Below are 22,093 nucleotides of genomic sequence, written 5' to 3'. Positions count from 1 at the left end.
CGAAACTTAAAATAAATATAATATCTTAATTGAGGGTGCTGTTTCAAAAGCCCTTAAAAACACACATCGGTGAAGAGAACTAATACCGATACGTCCAAACGGGACAAAGTAGAGCTTCATCCTGCTTTGTCCCGTTTGCGTTTTTCTGTCATTGAAGCTTTTTTGAGTAGATTGTGGGCAAGGCAAAGCCACCCGACCTCCAAGCTTACTTTTTGCAAGCCACGAAGCAGGAATCTTCGGAATCCCCGATTATTTTTTATTTGCCCAAACACACTTTCCGGCTCAACCATGCGCCGAACCGATAGCATGTATCCTTCCTCGCTACGTAGGCGTTCTCGCATCTCGTTTTTTTGCCGCATGTAGGTCAAGCTGACCGCAATCTCCCGGTCACCTTGGGCCTTGGTGCACGTCGCTTTCAAGGGACACTGACTACAATCCTCACTTCGATAATGACGTGTCTGAATCGTGTAGCCGCTTTCCGTCATCGTCCGGCTTTCATACCGGAAAGGTAACGTTTGTCCAGCCGCACAAGTCCACGTATCTGACGTTTCGTTGTAACTCCAGTTGTCCACTTTACCGATGGCTTGCCGAAAAGCACGAGTCTTTTCCTTGTGATATGTCCCATATTTGACGATAGCCTGAATGTTTTGTTCTTCTAAATAGCTGTAGTTTTCTTCGCTTCCATACCCGGCATCGGCAATGACGGTCTTCGGTCTTTGGCCAAGCGTTTCTTCCAGATGATTCAGATGGGGTTTCAGACATTTGGTATCCGTAGGCCGTTGTGTACGCTGTAGCCCAAAACAAACTGATTTTCCGTTCCGATCTGTACATTATATCCTGGCTTCAGTTGACCGTTTCGCATGTGGTCCTCTTTCATTCGCATAAATGTCGCATCTGGATCGGTTTTGCTGTAGCTGTTCCGCTCACCGGCAGTTTGGATCTGATGTTCATATTTGTGCAGCCGTGGCAGCAAATCCTTCCGCAACTGACGTACGGCTTTCTTGAGCGTTTTGCTCTTCGGTTTTTCGCTGAGCTTTTCCTCCAATTGCTTGATAGCTTGTTCCAGCTTTTGCGCCGTGAGAGCCGAGGTTTCGCCAAGTTCAGGCAGATCGGCTCCGGTGTGGAGTACATCTTCTTCGTTTTCTGCCTCTTCGATGGTTTGAAACAGGGTATGTACTTTTTCTTGCAGCTTGGCTTGGTGCTTGACGACGGCTTTTTTCCACACAAAGGTGTAGCGATTGGCATTCGCTTCGAGCTTGGTTCCGTCTAGAAAATAGTGATCCAATGATACATATTGCTCCTGAACCAGCAACTCCAGTACATGGGTAAATACGGTTTCCAGTACCTCTTTCATCCGCTCGGAACGAAAGCGATTGATGGTACGGAAGTCCGGCTGTTGGCGCGCGGCGAGCCACATGAACATGATATTTTCACGAACCGCTTTGGCGATTTGCCGGGAAGAATAGATGCGCTGGGTGTAGGCGTAAATGATGATTTTGGTGAGCATTTTGGGATGAAGCTGTGGCGGCCACCGCCAGGGTATGCAGCGTTGAAAATGGAATCGCTTAGGCGATTAACCGCGTCATTCACGACACGCACGAGGTGATTTTCGGGAATATCTGTCTCCAAATCCATTGGCAAGAAAAGTTGATCCATGGTATATTGAATGTACAAAGAAACCGTCTCCTTTCGAATGGTTGGGTGGTACCTCCATTTTACCAAGGAACGGTTTCTTTTTGTTTTACAATTTAGAGAAAGAGGATATCCCAAGCCATATTTATGCCTTTTGGGACATCCCCCTCTTGCTGTGTTAAAATGTGTTAAGGATTCTTCTGAAATACGCACCCATTAATATGCATAAATATACAAAATGAATTTTGCGTTTTTTCTCACTAATTATGAAAATTTGTGTTGATGTACAAGCCTTTATTGCTGATTTTTCTCATTAATTATGACAACACACAGGAGGAGATTTTTTTGCCAAAGTATTAGTGTGTCTCTTCGTCCAGAAACGGTTTGTTCACCGCATAATACATGAAGCCCATCAGCAGCACACCGCCCACCAGATTGCCAAGCGTCACCGGAATCAGATTGTGAATAACCCCGCCGAATGAGATCGTCCCCGGATGGTTCAGTACCAGCGCAATGGCGAATGTACACATATTGGCGACGCTGTGCTCATATCCCGAGATGAAGAAACAGAAGACGAAGAGCATCATGGCGAACATTTTCGCACCATTCTCCTTCATGAACATCGGCACAAAGAACGCCAGACATACGAGCCAGTTACACAGGATACCCCGGAAGAAAAGCTGCATGGCTGGAGCCTCCATCTTGTGCTCTACGACACTCAGCAGAAAACCATTCACCTGAGATGAATCGAACAGACCCGTCAGATAGATTAATAGGGCAAATACCGCCGCACCCATCAGATTCCCACTGTAACTTGCAATCCACAGCTTCACCACTTCGAACCATTTCAGTTTCTTGCGCAAGGCGGCATAGGTGTAGTAGAACGTATTTCCTGTGAACAAATCACCGCCACCATAAGCGATAAGAATAATTGCCGCGCCGAACGTGAGGGCAGCCATGGGGTATGTAAAAGGGGAATCCTCCATATAAAAGAAGTTACCCGTCTTGAACGCCACGATGACGCCAAACCCGATAAACATGCTGGCGAGCATGGAGCGTGCAAGGTACCTGATCAAGCTTTGTTTGTAAATCTTGTGTTTCTTCAGCGCCAGCTTCTCTACGTTGCGTAAACCTTCCGTTTCCATAATTCGCCTCCTGTTTGCCTGATGTCTTATTTACATTATAACGAAATTATGGAAGTTGGGGAGAGGTGGTCTGGATTTGAGGGGATTATTTAATAGGATAAGGTCTAAGGGCTGGGCGGAAGTATGATCGGACGAGCAGTCAGCGCCTCTTCCACAATCTGTTCGGGTGTCAGGTCTCGATCATCCCAGAAAATCAGATTGCTGATCTCTGCATAAGGCATCTGTTGCTGTAGCTCGTCTAGCATCTCATCCAGTTCATCTTCGGTTCCTTCGGCATTCATCAGCTTGCGAACTAATTCTACCAAGTGCAAATGATTGGACATAGCGATACCTCCTGAATGATTCATAGAGTGAATAATCTAGTCTTTCATGGGTTGATCCAATGGATCATACGTAACGATCACCGGTAAAAATTTGGGTTCAAGCGTTCAGGGTACTTTGTGTTCACATATAGCGTAGTTATCCCTCGGGCAAAGGTTGCTTTCAACATCGGAATTTGGGCCAAAAGTATAATTGCGACGAGAACAATGGCTGAACGTTTAGCGAGACGGGTCAGATGGACTCCCCCTATTATCGTAAAATGATATTTACCAATTCATGAAGGTCCATCTAAAACCAGATGTCACTCCACGAGTATAGCAAGATTGCCAAACTGCTCTCCCTTTTCCATACGTTCGAATGCTTTCGCTGTGTCCTGTAGCGGATATATGCTATCGATCACAGGATGTAAATTATGTTCTTCAACCCATTGGAGCATCTGGACAAACTCTTCACGGCTGCCCATGGAGGTGCCGATCAGGCTAACTTGAGGGAAAAAGATCGAGCGGATTGGAACATTCAGATCATCTCCCGAGCTTGCACCATACATCACGATACGGCCACCTGGTCTGATTATATCAAAATATTTGGGGAACATGGATTGTCCGATGCTATCCAAGATGAAGTCAACAGAATCGAGATCGTTCTGCAGACTCCAGTCTGCCTGACTGTCCAGAGCTTGGAAAGCGCCCAGGCGCAGAGCCTCATGTTTCTTGGCTTCACTTCTGGATGTAACGGTTACCTTGGCACCAGCAGCTACGGCCATGAGCAGGGCATAGGTCGCTACACCGCCGCCAATGCCGGGAATGAGGATATGTTCACCCTGCTTAAGTCCGCCACGAGTGAATAAGGCGCGGTATGCTGTCAAAGCCGAAAGGGACAATACCCCTGCTTCCGCCCATGATAGATGAGAGGGTTTGGGCAAGGCATTTCTGGCAGGCAGCGTAATATATTGTGCGAGAGTTCCATCCGTAGGGCCTCCTACAATATCGGGCACAAGGGGTATGTCTACTGCTTGGTCCCAACCGAGAGTAGGGTGGATAATTACCTCATCACCTACAGATAAACCCTCAACACCTTCGCCAATCTCAACGATTACACCTGCTCCATCGGAGCCAAGAATGAGTGGTGTGTCCTGGTATGTACGTCCTGCCATGATGAACAGATCACGATGATTAATTCCAGCAGATTTCAGTTGGATATGTACTTCATCGGCTTCTGGTGCTCGAGATGTTGACTCTGTATATTGAAGACCTTCAAGGCCGCTCTGGCCGGAATGTATAATAGCTTTCATTTTCAAAATTCCTCCTTGTGTATATAAAACTTCACTATTGAGCCTCATTGTACAGATGGGTCAGATTCACGTAAAATGAACAAAAATGAATGTCAGTATCAATTCAGATAATAGATAACAAGCAGGTGATCAGCGCATGGATGCAGGAGATTTGAAAATATTTCAGGCGGTTGCCCGCGAAGGCAGTATCAGCAAAGCGGCATTAACGCTGAATTATGTGCAATCCAATGTAACAACACGAATTAAACAGTTGGAAGATCAGCTGCAAGTACCGCTGTTTCATCGCTCCAACCGGGGCATGTCGCTCACACCAGCCGGTGAGAATTTGCTGGGATATGCGGATAAAATATTACATTTGTTATATGAAGCGGAGCAGGCAACGCAGATTGGGAATCCACCTGCAGGGGTGCTTCGTCTTGGCGCAATTGAGACCGCAGCCTCCAGTTATCTGACGCCGCTGCTCGCTGAATACCGTTTATGTTACCCCAGGGTGCAACATTCGTTAATTACAGGGGGGACACATGAACTCAATCAGAAGGTCATTCAACATGAGCTGCATGGGGCTATAATATATGGCCCAATCGACCACCCTGAGCTGAACTATATGAAAGTGTACGATGAAGAATTGGTACTGATTGCTGAACCCGGAACCCATGAAATGCATGCTCTATTGTGCAAACCGATGTTGTTTTTTGAAGTAGGCTGTACCCATCGCGTGCAGGCAGAAGCCTTTTTGAAAGATCAAGGCGTGCACACCCTCAACGTTACGGAATACGGAACACTGGACACCATTATGAATGGCGTATCTGCGGGAATAGGTGTGTCATTGCTCCCACGCTCTTCGGTTACGAAAGCCGAACGGAGAGGCGAGGTTACAGTGTTATCTTTGCCTGATCCGTATTGCAGGTTGGAAGTAGGATTCGTGCATTCGCAGAGTGAGCATCTATCCGGGGCGCTGGGTGCACTGGTGCAGATGATGACGAAACAAGGAATAGAACAATAAAAGGAGTGAATAACCTTGAAGGATACAGAGCTAACGTTAGCGGAAGCATTTCGTCAGGCGGAGTTTATTGTAGGCGGTCACGGCAACCGTAAAGTCAAAGTGCTTCAGGAAGTGCTGGAGCAGGTGGATGGGGAACAGGATAGTGATCATTATGGCAACGGCAAAATTATTGATGAATTCCAGCAGCAAATGGCCGACGTTCTGGGCAAGGAATCAGCTGTATTTTTCCCCAGTGGTACGATGGCACAGCAAATTGCGTTACGTATCTGGTGTGACCGCAAAGGCATCAAGCGGGTAGCTTATCATCCTTTATCTCATCTGGAAATCCATGAGGAAGACGGACTGAAGGAACTGCATCAGATTGAAACCATTTTACTGGCGGATGAGGACCGACTGATTCGATTGGAAGATGTAGAAGGGATGAATGAGGAAATTTCCTGCCTCTTGCTTGAACTGCCTCAACGCGAGATTGGTGGACAATTGCCTGCCTATGAAGAGTTGGAGGCCATCTCGGCCTATTGCCGTGAACGTGAAATCAAGCTTCATCTGGATGGTGCACGCCTGTTTGAAATCACACCATACTATCAGAAGACACCAGCTGAGATTTGCAGTCTGTTTGATAGTGTATATGTATCCTTTTACAAAGGTATTGGAGGAATCGCTGGCGCTATATTAGCAGGGGATACGGAAGTTATGCAAGAATCAAAAATATGGAAGCGTCGGCATGGCGGTGATCTGATTGGCCTATATCCATATATTCTTAGTTCCCAATATTATTTCAATGAACGGATTGGCAAAATGGGGCTTTATTACGAGCAGGCCAAGGAACTTGCTTCCTTGTTAAATGCGTGTCACGGTATACGAACGTTGCCAGAAGTGCCCGTCTCCAATATGTTTCATGTACATTTTCCCTTGGCTCAAGCCGAGGTGGAGCGTATTTTGGCATCCATGACTCAGCAATTCGGGTTAGGGATTACTTCATACTTGCAGCAGACCAGTGCTCATAGCTGTGCTTTTGAGTTGTCAACGGGGGATCGTTATCAGAATGTGCCCAAGGACAAGCTGCATTCAGCGCTGCAATGGTTGGATGAAGAACTACGGAAACATGTGAACTAAAATAAAGCTATGCGTATTCTGCCTTATCCACCTCTGGATAGGGCTTTTTTTTGCAGGAAAAGAAAGATAGGTGACGAAAGGTACTTTAATGCAGCAATAACAGCAATAATGCATCTTCTGGTATCATCGTGTCGTTAATAGTGAACATATTCGTGGACCACAATTTCATTGTGTTTCATGTTCAGGAACAGATGAAGTAACAGGCTAGTCGGAAGGGAAGTACACCAGACGTATGGATATTCGAAAACTACGATACTTTATCACCGTGGCGGAGGAGCTTCATTTCCACCGTGCGGCTGAGAAATTAAATATGACGCAGCCGCCGCTGAGCCAGCAGATTCAGAATCTGGAAGAAGAGCTCGGCGTGAAGCTGTTGGAACGCACGAAAAAAATGGTTCGTCTCACAGCAGCCGGTGCCGTATTTCTGGAACAGGCGAGGCTGATCATGGCCCAACTTGAGCGATCCATCCAGCTTACGCAGAAGGCTGATCAGGGGATCATTGGACATTTAACGGTCGCTTTTGTGGATTCGGCTTCGGGAAGTATTATGGTCGATGTGTTGAGAAAATTCCGTGCGGCGTACCCGCAGATTGAACTTACGTTGCGCGAGATGACCTCGTCCGAACAATTGCAGGCACTAGCAGATGGACAGATCCATATTGGATTTTTGCGGTATCAGGATCATAACGGACAATTGTCGTTCCGAGTCTGTCAGACGGAAACATTACTCGCAGTGCTGCCAGACCATCACCCTTTAGCTTCACAGACTCAGGTGTCAATCACCGAGCTGGCGGACGAAGATTTTATTTTATTCCCGCGGCATCTGGGTTCTCCGTTCCATCGTCTCGTTCTGGATTATTGCAGGGAGCATGGTGTAGATCCTCGTATTACACAGGAAGCTATTCAGATGTACACGATTGTGAATCTCGTTGCAGCAGGCATGGGCATCTCTATCGTTCCTTCTTCAGTAGATGTGTTCGAGCGGAGGGGCGTGGTATTTCTACCACTAATAGAAAATCCGCCCTCCGTACCGTTGTACACGGCATGGCGGACGGACTTGAATCAGGAAGTGATTTCCCGTTTTATGAATATTGTAGATGAATGTGTTGATGGGGAAAATAAGTTGAGCTAAAAATGATGTACACTTGCACTACGATGACAGAACAACCTTCCAATCGGAAAATCTGGAGATAAGCGTATGCTTCCGATGCAGCTTTCTTGTAGAAAGCTTGTAGCTTCGCTTTTTCAGTTTTTTTCTGCCCTCTCCGTTTTCGTGTAAACGATTAGTTCAACTTATATAGTATGTTTAAAGTAGTTGAAGGTAGTTGAAAAAAGAGCGACTAACCGGTCCGTGCAGGGTCTCTCTCAATCCACTCACCAAATATTTCATCAATGCGGGACAGGGTGTCCCGATCGAGTTGAACACCAGAGGCTTTTACATTCTCAAGGACTTGCTCAGGACGGGATGCACCAATAATGACGGATGACACATACGGATGCTGAAGAACCCAGGCAATGGCGAGTTGAGGGAGTGTCAGCCCGATCTCTTTCGCCAATGGAACAAGCTGCTGCACAGCAGTCAGAACATCGTCCCGTAACCACCGACCAGCCAGATTGTTGAAAAAGGGTGCTCCAGCCTCGGCCGCTGCACGTGATCCGGCTGGCAGCGCTTCGTGCGGAAGATATTTACCAGATAGTATGCCCTGAGCCAGGGGAGACCATGTAATGTGGCCAAGACCTGCTTGTGTACTTGCTGGCACAACTTTCTCCTCAATAACCCGCCATAACATCGAATACTGTGGTTGGCTCGCAATAAAAGGCACGCGAAGCTCTTTAGCTAATGCGGAACCTTCTTCAATCTGAGCCGCAGTCCATTCGCTAACTCCAATATAGTGAACTTTGCCCTGACGAACCAGATCGGCAAACGCAAGGAATGTTTCCTCCAGCGGCGTATTTGGATCATAACGGTGAGCATAATAGACATCGATATAATCGGTTTGCAACCTTTGCAATGAAGCGTTGCAGGCCTCCATGATATGTTTGCGGGAAAGTCCTCTGTCGTTGCGACCTGAGCCGGTTGGATGACAGACTTTGGTGCATAGTTCAATACTTTCTCTTCGGATATCCTTTAGAGCATGTCCTAATACAGTTTCTGCCTTGGTGTTGGAATAGACGTCTGCCGTATCAAATGTCGTGATGCCAGCATCCAATGCAGCCCGGACACAGGCTTTTGCGGTTCCATCATCCACTTGTGCTCCATGTGTAATCCAGTTGCCCAGTGAAATCTCACTGACGGTTAGACCGCTGTTTCCCAATTTGCGATATTCCATTCGTGACGCCTCCCTAAGTAATCTGGACTCCATTGTAGCAATGGCAGATTAATAGGTGAAATATCTTTTAAGCCCATCTTTGATATGAAAAAGATATCACTCGATTTTCTCTTCTAACAAAAACATATAGTTAGGCTTGCTCATTGTTCCTGCATGTATTTGCGATAGAGGGCTGGCGTAATCTCCTCGAATTTTTTGAATATTTTGATAAAATACCCCGATTCATTGAACCCCAGTTCATCACTGATCTGTGACACGGGCATGTCCGTAACTTCAAGCAGTTGCTTGGCCCATTTGATTTTGAGTCGAGCAATATAAGTCGTGAAGTTTTCACCCGTTTCCTTGGCAAACAGCCTGCTGAAATAACTTGGACTCAGGTGGCACAGATCGGCCATTTGTTTAAGCGAGACTTGCTCACTCTTGTGACTGTGAATATATTCAAAAGCAGGTTGAAGCACCGGGCTGGAGCTCTCTGTATCACTTGGACTGTTTTTAAGATAGGCATCCGCAATCGCATTGGTCATTTCTTTTTTGATCGACTCAATGTTACGGATAGAGTATCCAGGCAGAATAGTGGACAGATTCAGAGACTCCTGATGACCCGAAGCTTTCTCGAACATTTCCACCAGCAAATTTTTGTTCAGCGCTTCCTCCACGATGTAATTACAGAGTAAAGAAAGCATGTTGGAAATTTTCACAACTTCTTCGTAGGTCATGACAGGCAGTTGGTCATAGTCTTCCTGTAATTCCTTTAGCTTCGCAGCATGCATAGGTACGTTCTTGGATGTGACGATCTGTTCCAGTTCCGTCCCTTTCTCCGGGTCAGCGAGCTTCACCTGTCCTGCCATTACGGCACCAATATATTTCCCGTCGATCGTGATGGGAATTGCGATATCCACGATATTGAAATGACACAAGTAAACATAAGGCTCATTCAATCGAACCGCTTCCAGCCCACCGCGGGAATCACATTTTTGGCAGTAGGGGAGCAGTTCGGGATTTTTGCGAACATTTTGGCAAAAGGCCTGACAACTGCTATGGCTGGTCACGGGAATGCCTTTATAGTCAACGGTTAGAATAGCCAGCTTGGTTACGGTAGCCAGTGAATCCTGTAGACGCTTCCATTTATTCAGGTCGAGAATTTTATTAATATGCAGATATTCTTTAATCATGGGTGGAACCCTCCATAGCTAACCTGATGAATGATTTCGTTCGTTAAAAGTTAGCAAGTTGTACATATTAAGATGAGTTAATGACGGGTAATGTATAGATGATGTCAAAATTAACCCATCGCATGACAATAAGATACCATGATTCCGTTGAAAAGCAAAAAATTACGATTGCAAATTATAATTATTTGTTATCAAAGTCCACTGTAAACCTCACATGCATGGTATATATTTAGGTTAATTGTGAGCATTTAAAATTGAATGTATAAGTTCATCCAAGAATTACATCAGGTAGCCTTGTTAAAGGTATGCAGGTAATTGATGCAGTAAACAAACTTAACTTATATCATCCTTAGGAGGGTCTATATCATTATGAGAAAAGCATTTATTAGTCCAACGAAATACGTGCAAGGCGAAGACGAGTTATTAAACCTCGGTTACTTTGTGAAATCCTTTGGTGAATCTGCATTGCTGATCGCACATCCAGATGATGTACAGCGTGTAAAGGCGAAGCTTGATGCAACGTCACAAAAATTCAATATTACATTTGTTGAAAGCGGTTTTAAAGGAGAATGTTCCCGCGAGGAAGTCGCTCGTCTCCAGGAAATTGCGAAAGAAAAAGGATGCACATGTACAATTGGTCTCGGTGGCGGTAAAGCGATCGATGCAGCAAAATGTGTGGCAGAAGGTGAAGCACTAATCATCTGTCCTACCATCGCAGCAACGGATGCGCCAACAAGTCACTCAGCTGTGTTGTACACGCCGGAAGGTGCTTTTGATGACTATGCTTATTTCAAACAAAGCCCAAGTGTTGTCCTCGTGGACACAACAGTTATCGCAAACGCACCAACACGTTTCCTCGTATCGGGTATGGGTGATGCATTGTCTACGTACTTCGAAGCTAGAGCTACTGCAAAATCCTATTCCCGTGTAAACGCAAGTTTGCCGATGGGTTCCCGTGAAGGATACACGCCATCTGCGGTAGGTACCAATGCAGCACTTGCTCTTGCAAAACTTTGTTATGAAATGCTGCTGACTGATGGAGTAAAAGCGAAAGTAGCCAGTGACAGCAACGTCGTGACTCAAGCGCTGGAAAACATCGTTGAGACCAACATTCTGTTGTCTGGTCTTGGATTCGAAAGTGGTGGTCTGGCTGCAGCCCATGCGATCCACAATGGGTTGACTGTTCTGGAGGGTACACATCACTTCTTCCACGGTGAAAAAGTATCATTCGGTACAATTGCACAACTCGTCCTTGAAAATGCACCAACCGAAGAGCTGCATGAAGTCATGGACTTCTGTCTCGCAGTGGGACTGCCTGTAAGCTTGGCGGATATCGGTGTAGATACCATTAGTCAGGAAGAGTTGTTGAAGGTGGCCGAGATCGCATGTATTCCGGAAGAATCCATTCACGCCATGGCGTTCCCGATTACGGTTCCTGAAGTGGCTGCTGCCATTGCGGCGGCTGATCGTATGGGACGGGACTACAAAGCAGCTCGCCGGGAGGCGAAATCATGAAGAAAATTATCAATCAGGCTGAAAATGTTGTCATGGAAATGTGCAACGGGATTGCGCTGGCGCACCCGGAGCTTGAATTTTTGAAAAAATATAAGGTCATTAAACGCAGAGAGATTAACGGGGATAAAGTCAGCCTCATCAGCGGAGGCGGTAGTGGACACGAACCGGCTCATGCGGGTTATGTGGGTAGAGGCATGTTGGATGCTGCGGTCTGTGGAGATGTATTCGCATCCCCTTCCCAGATTCAGGTATACCAGGCGATCAAGGCCACAGCTAGCAAGAAGGGCACGCTGCTAATCATTAAAAACTACAGCGGCGACATGATGAACTTCAAGAACGCGGCCCATCTTGCCGAGGAAGATGGCATTGACGTGCAATATGTACGGGTTGAGGATGACATTGCTGTTCAAGACAGTCTGTATACGGTAGGACGCCGCGGCGTTGCCGGAACGGTACTGGTGCACAAAATCGCTGGAGCTGCAGCCGAAGAAGGCCGCAGTCTGGCAGAGGTGAAAACTGTTGCTGAGAAAGCAGCCCAGAACGTTCGCAGCATCGGATTTGGGTTCACTTCCTGTACCGTGCCTGCCAAAGGAACACCGACATTTGAAATCGCTGAAGATGAGATGGAATTCGGTGTGGGAATTCATGGTGAGCCAGGCATTCGCCGCGAGAAATTGGTATCTGCCGATGAGCTTGCAGGACGCATGGTTGAAGCACTGCTTGCTGACATGAAGCTGGATAACGATGCATCCGCCGAGATTGCTGTGCTTGTAAATGGATTTGGTGCGACACCTTTACAGGAGCTCTATCTGCTCAACAACTCGGTTCAGCGTGAGCTGGCACAGCGTTCAGGGCTGGGTGTAGCCACTACTTTTGTTGGCAATTACATGACGAGCATCGATATGGCAGGCGCATCGGTAACTATCCTGAAACTGGACGATGAACTGAAAACGTTGCTGTTTAAGGAAAGTGATGCACCTGCTTTCAAAGTGTCTGGTCCTCCAGTAGCACAAGTGGCCTATTCGGAAGCGTTGGAAGCAGTTGTAACTGAAGATGCGCCAGTATCCTATGAAGTGGAGACACCGACATCTTCTGCGGTAATCAGCAACAATCAATTCTCCCTGGATAATATCGTCTACCTGATCGATAAGATGAGTGAGATCATTATCAAGAACGAAGTACCATTCTGTGAACTGGATTCCCATGCAGGTGACGGCGACTTTGGCATGAGCGTAGCGAAGGGCTTTAGACAGCTCAAGCGCGAATGGAACCATATCGTGAATGAAGAGAAAAAGAATATCGGTTCATTCCTCGATGCATGCTCTCTTATCATTATGGAATACTGCGGCGGTGCATCCGGCCCAATCTGGGGTTCGGCATTCCGGGCAGCAGGCAAAGCCGTTGGTGACAAGCAGCAATTGAACGTTGCAGAGTTCGCTGATATGATGCAGGCGGCAGTACAAGGGATTCAATCTACTGGCGAACGTTCCTTCGGACGTGGTGCCGTTGTAGGTGACAAGACATTAATTGATGCACTTGTCCCTTGTGCAGACGCATGGACGCAAAGTGCGAAGTCTGGAGATGACTTCAAAACAGCGTTTGCCAAAGGTGCCGAAGCGGCAGTGGAAGGTGCGAAGAAAACCGAAGACATCGTGGCACGTATGGGCCGCGCGGGCGCTGTGGGTGATCGGAGTCTGGGATACCCTGATGCTGGAGCCTATGCGCTGGGTGTTATTTTCACAGAGCTATCCGAGTCAATGAAATAAATATGGAGTGCAACGAGATTACACTTGGCCACTCCGATTGCAGACCATACGTGATTTAGACACTCAGGAACTACACAGACAGAAAACCTTTCGATCTCTCTTACCCCCGGATTTCAATGATTTCCCTCTGAAGGGAGAAATCCGGTGATAAAGGAGCACGCTCCGCTTCTTCAGGTCATTTCTGTCTGTTTCGCTCTTGTGTCTATACCAGATTAATATGACTGCATCTCGTTTTGGTGTAATCATAGGTACAAACCATATCCAACGTTTCATTAAATGTGGATAGTGGATATAAGTAAGTAGACCGCTCTGTAGCTTGGCTTACAGAGCGGTCTTTTTGATATGGAAAGCGATGATGTGGGGCAGGAATTTGGCTTGGCTGTTCCAGATAGTGTAATCTGGAGAGTATGGACAGCCATTTGAACGAGAAGGGATCGGGATGATTCGATGACGCAAAAAATCTATTATGACTCCGCGTACACACGGGAGTGGCATACACAAATTACAGGCAGAGTGGACAAGGAAGACGGTATATATGTCACGCTGGCGGAGACGGCTTTTTATCCACATGGGGGTGGACAGCCTTGTGATCTGGGGCAAATCGGCGGCATTGATGTGTTGGATGTGATTAGTGAAGATGGCGAGGTGTTGCACAAGCTGGAGCGTGCCCCGGAGCAGAATGACGTGGATTGCCACATCGATTGGCAGCGCAGATTCGATCATATGCAGCAGCATAGTGGGCAGCATTTGCTGTCGGCTATTACGCTGAAGCTGGCAGATGCGATGACGCTCAGTTTTCATCTGGGGACAGATTACATCACGATTGATGTGGCCGCAGCTGAACTGGGAGCGAACCAACTGGCTGCAATTGAAATGGAGGTCAATCAGCAGATTTACCGGAATGCACGAATCAGCAGTTCCTGGGTCACAGCGGAAGAAGCGGCCCGTCTGCCGCTGGTGAAGCAGCCTTCCGTAACTGAAGATATTCGCATCGTGGAGATGGAGGGTGTGGAATATAACGCTTGTGGTGGGACACATGTGTCAGCCACAGGAGAGATCGGAATTATTAAACTGTTGAAAACCGAGAAAGTGAAGGGTGGTACCCGGATTTATTTTAAATGCGGATACCGAGCACTGAATGAGTTCAATGCCGCGCAAAGCGTGCTGACCGGAATTACAGCCAAATTGAAGACCAGCCGGGAAGAGCTTGCGGATCGGATCGACAAAATGGAAGCAGAACAAAAGCAGCTGCAAGCAGAGCTGAACGCTGTGAAATCTTCCAATGACGCTTATTATGCGCAAGAGCTTTTATCTGCACGGGAAGGGCTTGTCGTTGCTCAAATCTTTGAGGACAAATCGCTCAAGGATATGCAGAGTCTGGCGACCAAGTTGACATCAGAACATGAGGGACTTGTACTCTTTGCGAGCATCTCGGAGGCCAAAGTTGTATTGGCGCAGAACGGGCAGCCGCCGGAGTGGGCTTGTGGACCTTTCTTCAAGGGCAATCTCGGAGCCTACCAGGGCAAAGGTGGCGGCAGCGACAAGATGGCTCAGGCGGGTTTTGCCAGCAGCGAAGATGCGCTCGCATTTTATGAATTTACGAAGGACCAATTGGGACATCATTAATCTACGGCTTCACAGCTAGAAATAGCGATGAAATGCAATGCAAAGCCAGTACGCCACGATGTGGCGTGCTCTTTTGCATTGGATAGATCTGTTTTGATTAACGGAACCAGTTTAAACTTGTATATTTTTGAGAATTGGGATAAAATCAATTCTAGTTAGATAATCTAATTATATAATGGATATTGGCAGGTGCAACGATGAAAGAAAAAAATATCAGGGAACATACAACAGAACCGCTCCCAAAGTTAGGGCCTGGACCATATGTAGAATTGATGCAAAAGACGGCGACAAAAAGTACAGATCAAAAGTCAGCCTATATCGGTTTACTCTCGCTTTGGTTGGGTGATAACATTCTGGACGTCATGGATTTGAATCTGGCTCAGTATGATATTACCGAGAGCAAGTTTGATCTGCTGCTACTCTTAACCCTGCACGAGGGGCACACACAAGTTACGCCATCGGCATTGGCAGAGCGTCTCGGCATCAGGAGGGCGTCCGTCACAGCGATGCTGGATTGGCTGGAGAAGCGGAGTTGGATTATCCGGGAATCAAGTGCCCGGGATCGTCGCAGTGTTCATGTACGCATCTCACCGGAAGGTAAAGTATTAGTAGAGAAGGTGTTACCTTCGTTCTGGTCCACCTGTGCATCCATTATGGACGATTTGGAGCCGGAAGAACGGAGTGTTCTGGAGAAGGTTATTTTGAAATTAAATACAAACATAGAGAAGAGGCTGGGTATGGGAAGATAATTTTTTTTGGATATATAATTAGATTATCTAACTAAAATAAAAAAGGATTTATACTAAAGTTTATAGAGGTGTGCGATGTCAAAATTAATACAGACTGGAGTTAACTCCAGAAATTATCTCATCATGACCATTATTTTGTGTTGGTCCGGACTGGTCGTCATGTCCAGTTTATATGTTACAGTTCCGCTCATTCCCGTGTTTGCTGAACAATTTGGGATAACTCTAACTCAGGCCTCGGCAGCTGGCAGTATATTTTCGCTGGGATTTGCAATGGGGTGTTTAATGTATGGTGCAATCTCTGACAAGTATGGACGTAAAAAAGTGATTTTGATCGGCATGATTACGTTATCGTTCATTTCATTGATACTAGGTCTTGTGCATTCATTTGCCTGGATTATTGTGCTGAGAGGGATACAAGGAGCAGCAGCAGCCACATTTTCTCCGGTTGCATTGGCGTATGCTGTGGAGATGTATCCGGGGAATCGAAGAGTGACCGCGATTGGATTCATCAGTACCGGATTCCTGGTAGCCGGTATTGTAGGCCAGATCATCAGCAGTTTAATCAACCAGCAATATGGATGGAATGCACTGTTTGTCATACTGGCGGTAGTGTACTTGATGACTTCGCTGGTAGTGTGGTCATTGTTGCCGCGGGATGAGATCAAGCGAGGAAAAGACTCTTCGATCTGGGAATCTCTTCTGCAGATCGGCACTGTACTGAAACAGCCCAAATTACGGTTGAGCTACGTGGTGGCTCTGGTTCTGCTGATGTCCTTTGTCAGCATGTATAGTGTCCTTGGCAGTTATTTGAGCGGGCCTGCATTTGGATTAAGTGCGCAGCAGATTTTGTACGTTCGTGCAGCAGGTATACTGGGCATGCTCGTTTCTCCTTTTGCAGGAAAATTAACTCAGCGGCTCGGCGTGCGTTCCGTTCTTCGATTAGGACTTACAATGGCGGTAGTAGGACTTGCATGTATGGGCTTTTTCACCAACTTGCCATTGCTTATCCTGATGAGTTTGCTTTTTGTGACAGGCATTGCTTTGTCGGTTCCTTCACTGGTTGCTTTGGTGGGTGAGCTTGGGGGTAAGTTAAGGGGGATCGCTGTATCGGTATATACATTTATCCTGTTTGCCGGTACGAGTATTGCACCCATCCTGTCCATTCAATTCATGCGAAGCGGCAGTTATCTGCTGACGTTCCTGATGATTGCATTTGTCTTGGCAATCGGATTGACGGCTGCCTGGTTTATAGGGAAGGGGACTACCGAAGCGACTCAGGACAGGGTAACAACCTGATTTCCTGACTTCCTAAATGGAGGCCAATTCTTCCTATGGTATACTCCAGTGATAACCATTACATGCAAAAAGGAGGTACTCATAGATGACAGAACGCATTCCATGCATACGAGAGGGATGCCCAAATACGATTTTGCCAGCAACGGCTGCCAGAACAGGTGGGTACTGCATGCCTTGCAAGCAGGAGATGGAACGTGAGGCACATCAAAGATACATTGAAGCCAATCGGCAGGATGTGAATTTGTATGAGGGAATCACGGACCCAGTGGAGATTTTGAAAATGATGCATACACGCCAGGTTCATGATCCGCTAATCCGTTATGTGGCATATGAGCATTCCAAGGAACAGGTATATCTGTCATTGTCTACGGAGCAGCAAGCCCTCATGATTGATTATGCGATGCAGCTGATTCGCACAGGGGATGACGATACAGGTAAAGATATTTTGGTATATCTGGTCTGTTACCATGATACCTCGTTGTGTGCACAGATTCCTGAGCTGTTGGAGCGCGAAATCTACTACCCTGTCATTTTGTATAAGAATGCCTCGGCTGAAGTACGTGATCAACTCTTGCAGCAGGTGAACACTGATGACGAGAATCGGAATAATCTGTTGCTCATGCTTGCCTATATTGGAGATGACGTTGTCGTACGTCAGTTCCAGCAATGGAGGCAGTCGCCACCTCGCTGGGCAGATCAGCTGCATGTCGCACCAGAGCACTTTACAACCGAAGCCGGTTGGGAGTTAACGAATGAAGGTCAGCGCAGGGATTTATTTATTACCCCAAGTTATTCACTCTATAAAGTAAAAGAGAATGAAGGGGCTGACGACACATCAATTGGCGATCCGATCTCCATGCTCTTGGCAGGTGCCGATAACTGTGAGTGGTGTGGCAGTCCGTTAATGACCTTAATTGATCTGGATGTACGACATCCAGCATTGCAGGACGTTGCTTGGAACAGTGAGCGACTTCAAGTGCAGACTTGCGTGATATGCAGTTGTTATGGCGTCGTTTATATGGAGATGGATTCAGCAGGTGAACCGTACTGGAGTGTGCATAATGTGATGCCGATGGGAGCGGATGACCTTGACCCGGACGACTATGCTCAGCTTGCACCGGATGCAGGGCAGCAGTTTCGGATTGCGACTGCACCACGTCATGCGTTCCATGCCAGTGAGTGGGCGATGGAGCCTTCTGCATCCCAGATCGGTGGCCATCCCGGATGGGTTCAGGACGCGGAGTATCCGAACTGTCCATGCTGCTCTTCTAAGATGAGGGCCGTTGGACAATTGGACTGGAGCGAGGTTGAGGAGTACGGGGATGGCATGTATTACATGTTCATTTGCGAGCCTTGTCAGATGACCGCGGTATCTTATCAACAATCCTGATGCGGGAAGCAATGATCTATTTATTTCATAGCGGCGATTTAAATTGTAATGACAGCTGCATACCCAAAAGGGGCGCTCCCATCTGTCTTCGACAGATGGGAGCGCCCCTTTGTTTGACTGGAAGCAGTCCCATAGATCATTTGGATGACATGGGACCGCCCTTATTCCCGTTACTTTGGTTTAACGAACCTGTTACACGTTATTTGCTCCCATTTGCACCGTTCTGAGATGTAACGAATTACAGAAACGTTATTTCATCGCTGAGGTCAATTTTAATGCTCTGACGCCACTGTTACACCGAAATAACCTCACTGAGATTCGTTAAAGTATGTATGCCTTGAGAATCCGCCATTTAGGGTGTAACAGGTTCGTTAACCTCTTAGCCAAGCGTAGCATCTCGGTCAAATGGTGAAATGAAATTTTGGGTTGTCTGGCTGTCTCATTAGGTGCCCCTTGTTCTTTAAAGCTTAAAGATCTGCCGATGCCTGTGTTAGAAGTGCAGCTAGCCATTCATAGTCGGGCGTATCTTTTTCTTTGATCTTGATTGTTTTACGTTCTGCTGGGCCTTCGAATATCCCATCTGGCAGCTCAAGTCCGGTTGCATTGAAGATCGTGAAGGATACTGCCGGCTTGGAAGGGGAGATGACCGCTGTGTATTTACCGTTTTTCAGGAAATGAGGTTTCTTGTATTGCACACGTTCCTCTACTTCAGGAATGGACTCATGTACCAACTCCCGCAGTTTACTTGCAACCTGGGCTTGCCAGGAAACCGGGATCTGTTCGATAAATTCAGTGACTTCTGCATTCATATTCATGCTTGTCCACCCTCCACATTGATCTGATTGTGTGTTTCCCATTCCGGTCTTAGAATTCCCATCAGTAAGCGATCATAGCGTTTTCCATCACGATACACGGCTGATCTAGCACGACCTTCCAACTGAAAGCCGACCTTCTCATAGGCACGGATGCCCTTGGCATTATAGGCGATGACATCCAGACCTACCCGGTCCAGATTCAATTCATGGAAGGCATACCGCAAAATAAGGTTCAAGGCTTCCGTTCCGTATCCCTTGTTGCGATGCTCTGCGAGTCCAATGCCAATGGCAAGTTGTCCGCAGCGGTTGTTCCACTCAATGCTGTGGATGACAACGAATCCGATCAGTTGTTCATCCTCAAGCGTTCGAAGCCGAAAGTAAACTTCCTTGTCCTTTGTCTCGCCTTCATCTTCAAGCTGTTTTTCCGAATAAGGGATGGCAATATCCGTATCCACATTTCGCAAATACTCAGGATCTTCATTCCATTGCAGCATGGTCTGCACGTCTTCTGCACGGGGCGGAGTCATTTTCAATCGTTTGCTATAAAACAGATTATCAGTCGATAGTGTCATGATGGTCTCCTTTTCACAAATTAAGTTCGCTTCACCTCAGCACGACAATTAGCTATATGACTGCTACGCAATATTCTTCGCTCCTTTTAGTTTCAGATAGCCTCACTATAATGGAAATTTAAGGGTATCACAATAGACATTTCATTTGTGTTTTTGAAGTTGTTGTCAGGAAACCTGTCATGGTAGTACTATATAAACATAGGCATATATTCAATGATACAATACACAACAAAATGTCGGCAGGAGTGGTAGATATGGAGATCAAAGTAGACGATTTGAGCGGTCATCAAGTCATTGGATTAATTGCAGAACATCTGCAGGGAATGGCAGCGGATTCGCCGCCGGAAAGCATTCACGCCCTGGATCTGGATGGGTTAAAGAAACCTGAGATTACATTCTGGTGTGCATGGGAATCAGAGGAGCTGCTGGGCTGCGGTGCCATGAAGGAATTGAATTCGGAGCATGCAGAATTGAAATCGATGCGTACAGCATCGGCTCACCTGAGAAAAGGCGTAGCAAGACAGATTCTTGCCCATATTATCGAGGTTGCCAAGAACCGGGGCTATAAACGGATCAGTCTGGAGACCGGATCGATGGATTCTTTTATTCCGGCGCGGAAGCTGTATGAGGACTTTGGGTTTGTTTACTGTGAGCCATTCGCGGACTATAGTTTGGACCCGAACAGCGCTTTTATGACGAAGGAATTATAAATTATATGATAGGAAGTAAAACATAGCAGGGACACAGGAAACCAGCATTCTGTTGATACAGACTACTGGTTTTTTTGCGTGTAATGATTGTTTTGTGAAGTGCCGGATGTCAGCATTCGTTTGGGATGAATTGGCCGTATGGAACTGCTGGGCTGATCCATGAACAATAGGGTATACTGGAAGTTATGTTTCAGAAAACATAACAGAAGTTTAAAGACGTTTTTTACATCAGGAGGACTTTAATTGGCTCAGACAGAAGGAACATTACAAAAGAAACTTAAACCAAGACATATTAGCTTTATGGCTATGGGCGGTGTCATTGGAACCGGAATTTTCAAAGGAAGCGCCGAAACAATTGGACTTGCAGGCCCAGGCGTCATTGTAACGTACATTTTTGCAGGATTATTGTTACTGGTTGTCATGGCTGCGATGGCGGAGATGGCTACGGTGTACAAGAACAAAAATATGAAAGACTTTGTGCAGGAAGCGTTCGGCAGCAGAGTCTCCTTTATCATGGGATGGATGTATTGTTTCCTCTGGTTGTCGGTATGTGTGATTGAGGTGATTGCAGCAGGGAGCTTTTTGCAGTATTGGTTCACGGAAGTGCCGCTGTGGGCGTTGAGCCTTGCGTGTGCGGTGTTTATTATACTGATTAATCTGCTGAGTGTGGGCGTATTTGGGGAATTTGAATTTTGGCTGGCGGGCATTAAAATCGCCATGATTATTATTTTTATTATCCTCGGGGCTGGTCTGATCTTCGGGATCATTCCAAGTGATAACACGCCTTATCTGCATAATTACACGCAAGCAGGCGGTTTCTTCCCTAATGGATGGTCATCGATCTTTTCGGCATTATTGGTCGTCATGTTCTCTTATGGAGGATCTGAGCTTATTGGCTTAACCTTAACGGAGACGGAAAATGCGGACAAGGTGATGCCCAAAATTGTAGGGAACTTTATGCTGAGAATCATTTTATTTTTCACGCTGCCGATTCTCATCATCTGTGGGCTCATTCCGTGGAATGAATTAGGGCCCGAGAGTAGTCCTTTTGTACAGGTGCTGGCTTCCACGGGACTTCCGGGTGCGGCACATATTATGAACTTTATTTTGGTGACCGCCGTTCTGTCTGCTGCAAATTCCGGCATTTATGGCGCATCCCGTATGATGCATTCCATGGCGGTAGGTGGTGAAGCTCCCAAGGCTTTATCACATACGAATCGCAACGGCAGTCCGGTAAATACACTGCTGGTATGTGCTGTGATTCTACTTGGGGGCTCCATGCTGGGGCTATTCGCACAAGATCAGCTCTTCCGCGTGCTGCTGGCGGTTCCGGGGTTTGTCGTGATGCTTGTGTGGATTTGTATCGCCACATCACAGATGAAGCTGCGCAAGAGATATCCAGTACAACCGACATTTAAAGTGTGGGGATTTCCTTACGTTACTGGAGCTGCTGTGCTGTGTCTCGGTGTCATTGCAGTCATGTTTGTATTTGATGAAGGCAACCGATTCAGCATCAGCATCTGTCTAGTTGTACTCGCATTGCTGATTCTCTGGTCACTTATTCGGTTCAGAAAGACGAATGGACAGGCGAAAAGTTAAGTTAATAAACATGATATATTTACCTTGGGTTTAAATGACATCTCG

At 46.7% G+C, this 22,093-nt stretch carries 18 protein-coding genes and 1 pseudogene; 11 read left to right on the top strand and 8 right to left on the bottom strand.

The genetic code is table 11. The features are described from left to right. Nucleotides 1-116 precede the first annotated feature (116 nt). The 4 genes and pseudogenes from DC345_RS29370 to DC345_RS29355 all read right to left on the bottom strand — a co-directional run bounded on the left by DC345_RS29370 (nucleotide 117) and on the right by DC345_RS29355 (nucleotide 4,389). Nucleotides 117-1,674, bottom strand: a pseudogene (locus DC345_RS29370) (IS1182 family transposase). A gap of 314 nt (nucleotides 1,675-1,988) precedes the next feature. Continuing rightward, nucleotides 1,989-2,777: a formate/nitrite transporter family protein gene (locus DC345_RS29365; protein WP_053784134.1), complete on the bottom strand. Its 789-nt coding sequence runs from the start codon at nucleotides 2,775-2,777 to the stop codon at nucleotides 1,989-1,991. Nucleotides 2,778-2,881: 104 nt separating this feature from the next. Further along, nucleotides 2,882-3,100 (bottom strand): bacteriocin immunity protein, encoded by a 219-nt coding sequence (locus DC345_RS29360; RefSeq protein ID WP_113056142.1) that lies wholly within the window; start codon nucleotides 3,098-3,100, stop codon nucleotides 2,882-2,884. Between the two features lie 299 nt (nucleotides 3,101-3,399). Continuing rightward, nucleotides 3,400-4,389 carry a quinone oxidoreductase family protein gene (locus DC345_RS29355; protein ID WP_113056141.1) on the bottom strand — a complete coding sequence of 330 codons (990 nt, stop codon included), beginning with the start codon at nucleotides 4,387-4,389 and terminating at the stop codon, nucleotides 3,400-3,402. A 136-nt stretch (nucleotides 4,390-4,525) separates the two neighbouring features. Here DC345_RS29355 and DC345_RS29350 point away from each other — a divergent pair, with 136 nt between their 5' ends. The 3 genes from DC345_RS29350 (at nucleotide 4,526) to DC345_RS29340 (ending at nucleotide 7,640) form a co-directional block, all read left to right on the top strand. Next, nucleotides 4,526-5,392: a LysR family transcriptional regulator gene (locus DC345_RS29350; RefSeq protein WP_113056140.1), complete on the top strand. Its 867-nt coding sequence runs from the start codon at nucleotides 4,526-4,528 to the stop codon at nucleotides 5,390-5,392. 15 nt (nucleotides 5,393-5,407) lie between these two features. Beyond that, nucleotides 5,408-6,508, top strand: coding sequence for a threonine aldolase family protein (locus tag DC345_RS29345; protein ID WP_113056139.1), 1,101 nt, complete (start codon nucleotides 5,408-5,410; stop codon nucleotides 6,506-6,508). A gap of 232 nt (nucleotides 6,509-6,740) precedes the next feature. Beyond that, on the top strand, nucleotides 6,741-7,640 hold the full coding sequence (locus tag DC345_RS29340; protein ID WP_113056138.1) for a LysR substrate-binding domain-containing protein: 900 nt from the start codon (nucleotides 6,741-6,743) through the stop codon (nucleotides 7,638-7,640). A gap of 208 nt (nucleotides 7,641-7,848) precedes the next feature. On the opposite strand, the gene DC345_RS29335 is transcribed toward DC345_RS29340, so the two are convergent. Together DC345_RS29335 and DC345_RS29330 are read right to left on the bottom strand one after the other, a co-directional pair. Further along, nucleotides 7,849-8,838, bottom strand: coding sequence for an aldo/keto reductase family protein (locus tag DC345_RS29335; RefSeq protein ID WP_113056137.1), 990 nt, complete (start codon nucleotides 8,836-8,838; stop codon nucleotides 7,849-7,851). A 140-nt stretch (nucleotides 8,839-8,978) separates the two neighbouring features. Next, nucleotides 8,979-10,010, bottom strand: a complete 1,032-nt coding sequence (locus DC345_RS29330) for a PocR ligand-binding domain-containing protein (RefSeq protein ID WP_113056136.1) — start codon at nucleotides 10,008-10,010, stop codon at nucleotides 8,979-8,981. A 369-nt stretch (nucleotides 10,011-10,379) separates the two neighbouring features. On the opposite strand from DC345_RS29330, the gene DC345_RS29325 reads away from it, so the two are divergent. From DC345_RS29325 to DC345_RS29300, 6 genes are all read left to right on the top strand, one after another. Further along, the gene (locus DC345_RS29325) at nucleotides 10,380-11,525 is read left to right on the top strand and encodes a glycerol dehydrogenase (RefSeq protein WP_113056135.1); all 1,146 of its coding nucleotides are present in this window, start codon (nucleotides 10,380-10,382) and stop codon (nucleotides 11,523-11,525) included. Continuing rightward, nucleotides 11,522-13,291, top strand: a complete 1,770-nt coding sequence (gene dhaK / locus DC345_RS29320) for a dihydroxyacetone kinase subunit DhaK (RefSeq protein ID WP_113056134.1) — start codon at nucleotides 11,522-11,524, stop codon at nucleotides 13,289-13,291. Before DC345_RS29325 ends, dhaK begins: the two co-directional genes overlap by 4 nt. Nucleotides 13,292-13,738: 447 nt before the next feature. Then, nucleotides 13,739-14,917, top strand: a complete 1,179-nt coding sequence (locus DC345_RS29315) for an alanyl-tRNA editing protein (RefSeq protein WP_113056133.1) — start codon at nucleotides 13,739-13,741, stop codon at nucleotides 14,915-14,917. Nucleotides 14,918-15,114: 197 nt separating this feature from the next. Then, nucleotides 15,115-15,666 carry a MarR family winged helix-turn-helix transcriptional regulator gene (locus DC345_RS29310; RefSeq protein ID WP_113056132.1) on the top strand — a complete coding sequence of 184 codons (552 nt, stop codon included), beginning with the start codon at nucleotides 15,115-15,117 and terminating at the stop codon, nucleotides 15,664-15,666. Nucleotides 15,667-15,741: 75 nt separating this feature from the next. Next, nucleotides 15,742-16,962, top strand: a complete 1,221-nt coding sequence (locus DC345_RS29305) for an MFS transporter (protein ID WP_258530915.1) — start codon at nucleotides 15,742-15,744, stop codon at nucleotides 16,960-16,962. A gap of 85 nt (nucleotides 16,963-17,047) precedes the next feature. Next, nucleotides 17,048-18,352: a DUF1963 domain-containing protein gene (locus DC345_RS29300; RefSeq protein ID WP_113056131.1), complete on the top strand. Its 1,305-nt coding sequence runs from the start codon at nucleotides 17,048-17,050 to the stop codon at nucleotides 18,350-18,352. 467 nt (nucleotides 18,353-18,819) lie between these two features. On the opposite strand, the gene DC345_RS29295 is transcribed toward DC345_RS29300, so the two are convergent. Together DC345_RS29295 and DC345_RS29290 are read right to left on the bottom strand one after the other, a co-directional pair. Continuing rightward, a complete protein-coding gene (locus DC345_RS29295) occupies nucleotides 18,820-19,161 on the bottom strand; it encodes a DUF1801 domain-containing protein (protein ID WP_113056174.1) in 342 nt (113 codons plus the stop codon). Nucleotides 19,162-19,163: 2 nt separating this feature from the next. After that, on the bottom strand, nucleotides 19,164-19,739 hold the full coding sequence (locus DC345_RS29290) for a GNAT family N-acetyltransferase (RefSeq protein ID WP_181586775.1): 576 nt from the start codon (nucleotides 19,737-19,739) through the stop codon (nucleotides 19,164-19,166). Between the two features lie 254 nt (nucleotides 19,740-19,993). On the opposite strand from DC345_RS29290, the gene DC345_RS29285 reads away from it, so the two are divergent. Next, on the top strand, nucleotides 19,994-20,449 hold the full coding sequence (locus tag DC345_RS29285; protein WP_113056130.1) for a GNAT family N-acetyltransferase: 456 nt from the start codon (nucleotides 19,994-19,996) through the stop codon (nucleotides 20,447-20,449). 243 nt (nucleotides 20,450-20,692) lie between these two features. Further along, the gene (locus DC345_RS29280; RefSeq protein ID WP_113056129.1) at nucleotides 20,693-22,048 is read left to right on the top strand and encodes an amino acid permease; all 1,356 of its coding nucleotides are present in this window, start codon (nucleotides 20,693-20,695) and stop codon (nucleotides 22,046-22,048) included. The last annotated feature ends 45 nt before the right edge of the window (nucleotides 22,049-22,093 follow it).

The sequence above is a fragment of the Paenibacillus taichungensis genome (assembly GCF_003287275.1).
Classification (GTDB): domain Bacteria; phylum Bacillota; class Bacilli; order Paenibacillales; family Paenibacillaceae; genus Paenibacillus; species Paenibacillus taichungensis_A.
The sequence above is the reverse complement of the archived record's forward strand: the minus strand, read 5'-3'. Positions and strand labels throughout refer to the sequence as shown.

What these genes read in the sequence shown, in the direction of transcription:
- DC345_RS29340 (WP_113056138.1), top strand. Translation starts at nt 6,741, where the DNA reads ATGGATATTCGAAAACTACGATACTTTATCACCGTGGCGGAGGAGCTT.
- DC345_RS29285 (WP_113056130.1), top strand. Translation starts at nt 19,994, where the DNA reads ATGGAGATCAAAGTAGACGATTTGAGCGGTCATCAAGTCATTGGATTA.
- DC345_RS29350 (WP_113056140.1), top strand. Translation starts at nt 4,526, where the DNA reads ATGGATGCAGGAGATTTGAAAATATTTCAGGCGGTTGCCCGCGAAGGC.
- DC345_RS29365 (WP_053784134.1), bottom strand. Translation starts at nt 2,777, where the DNA reads ATGGAAACGGAAGGTTTACGCAACGTAGAGAAGCTGGCGCTGAAGAAA.
- DC345_RS29360 (WP_113056142.1), bottom strand. Translation starts at nt 3,100, where the DNA reads ATGTCCAATCATTTGCACTTGGTAGAATTAGTTCGCAAGCTGATGAAT.
- DC345_RS29310 (WP_113056132.1), top strand. Translation starts at nt 15,115, where the DNA reads ATGAAAGAAAAAAATATCAGGGAACATACAACAGAACCGCTCCCAAAG.
- DC345_RS29335 (WP_113056137.1), bottom strand. Translation starts at nt 8,838, where the DNA reads ATGGAATATCGCAAATTGGGAAACAGCGGTCTAACCGTCAGTGAGATT.
- DC345_RS29325 (WP_113056135.1), top strand. Translation starts at nt 10,380, where the DNA reads ATGAGAAAAGCATTTATTAGTCCAACGAAATACGTGCAAGGCGAAGAC.
- DC345_RS29315 (WP_113056133.1), top strand. Translation starts at nt 13,739, where the DNA reads ATGACGCAAAAAATCTATTATGACTCCGCGTACACACGGGAGTGGCAT.
- dhaK (WP_113056134.1), top strand. Translation starts at nt 11,522, where the DNA reads ATGAAGAAAATTATCAATCAGGCTGAAAATGTTGTCATGGAAATGTGC.
- DC345_RS29330 (WP_113056136.1), bottom strand. Translation starts at nt 10,010, where the DNA reads ATGATTAAAGAATATCTGCATATTAATAAAATTCTCGACCTGAATAAA.
- DC345_RS29290 (WP_181586775.1), bottom strand. Translation starts at nt 19,739, where the DNA reads ATGACACTATCGACTGATAATCTGTTTTATAGCAAACGATTGAAAATG.
- DC345_RS29305 (WP_258530915.1), top strand. Translation starts at nt 15,742, where the DNA reads ATGTCAAAATTAATACAGACTGGAGTTAACTCCAGAAATTATCTCATC.
- DC345_RS29295 (WP_113056174.1), bottom strand. Translation starts at nt 19,161, where the DNA reads ATGAATGCAGAAGTCACTGAATTTATCGAACAGATCCCGGTTTCCTGG.
- DC345_RS29300 (WP_113056131.1), top strand. Translation starts at nt 17,048, where the DNA reads ATGACAGAACGCATTCCATGCATACGAGAGGGATGCCCAAATACGATT.
- DC345_RS29355 (WP_113056141.1), bottom strand. Translation starts at nt 4,389, where the DNA reads ATGAAAGCTATTATACATTCCGGCCAGAGCGGCCTTGAAGGTCTTCAA.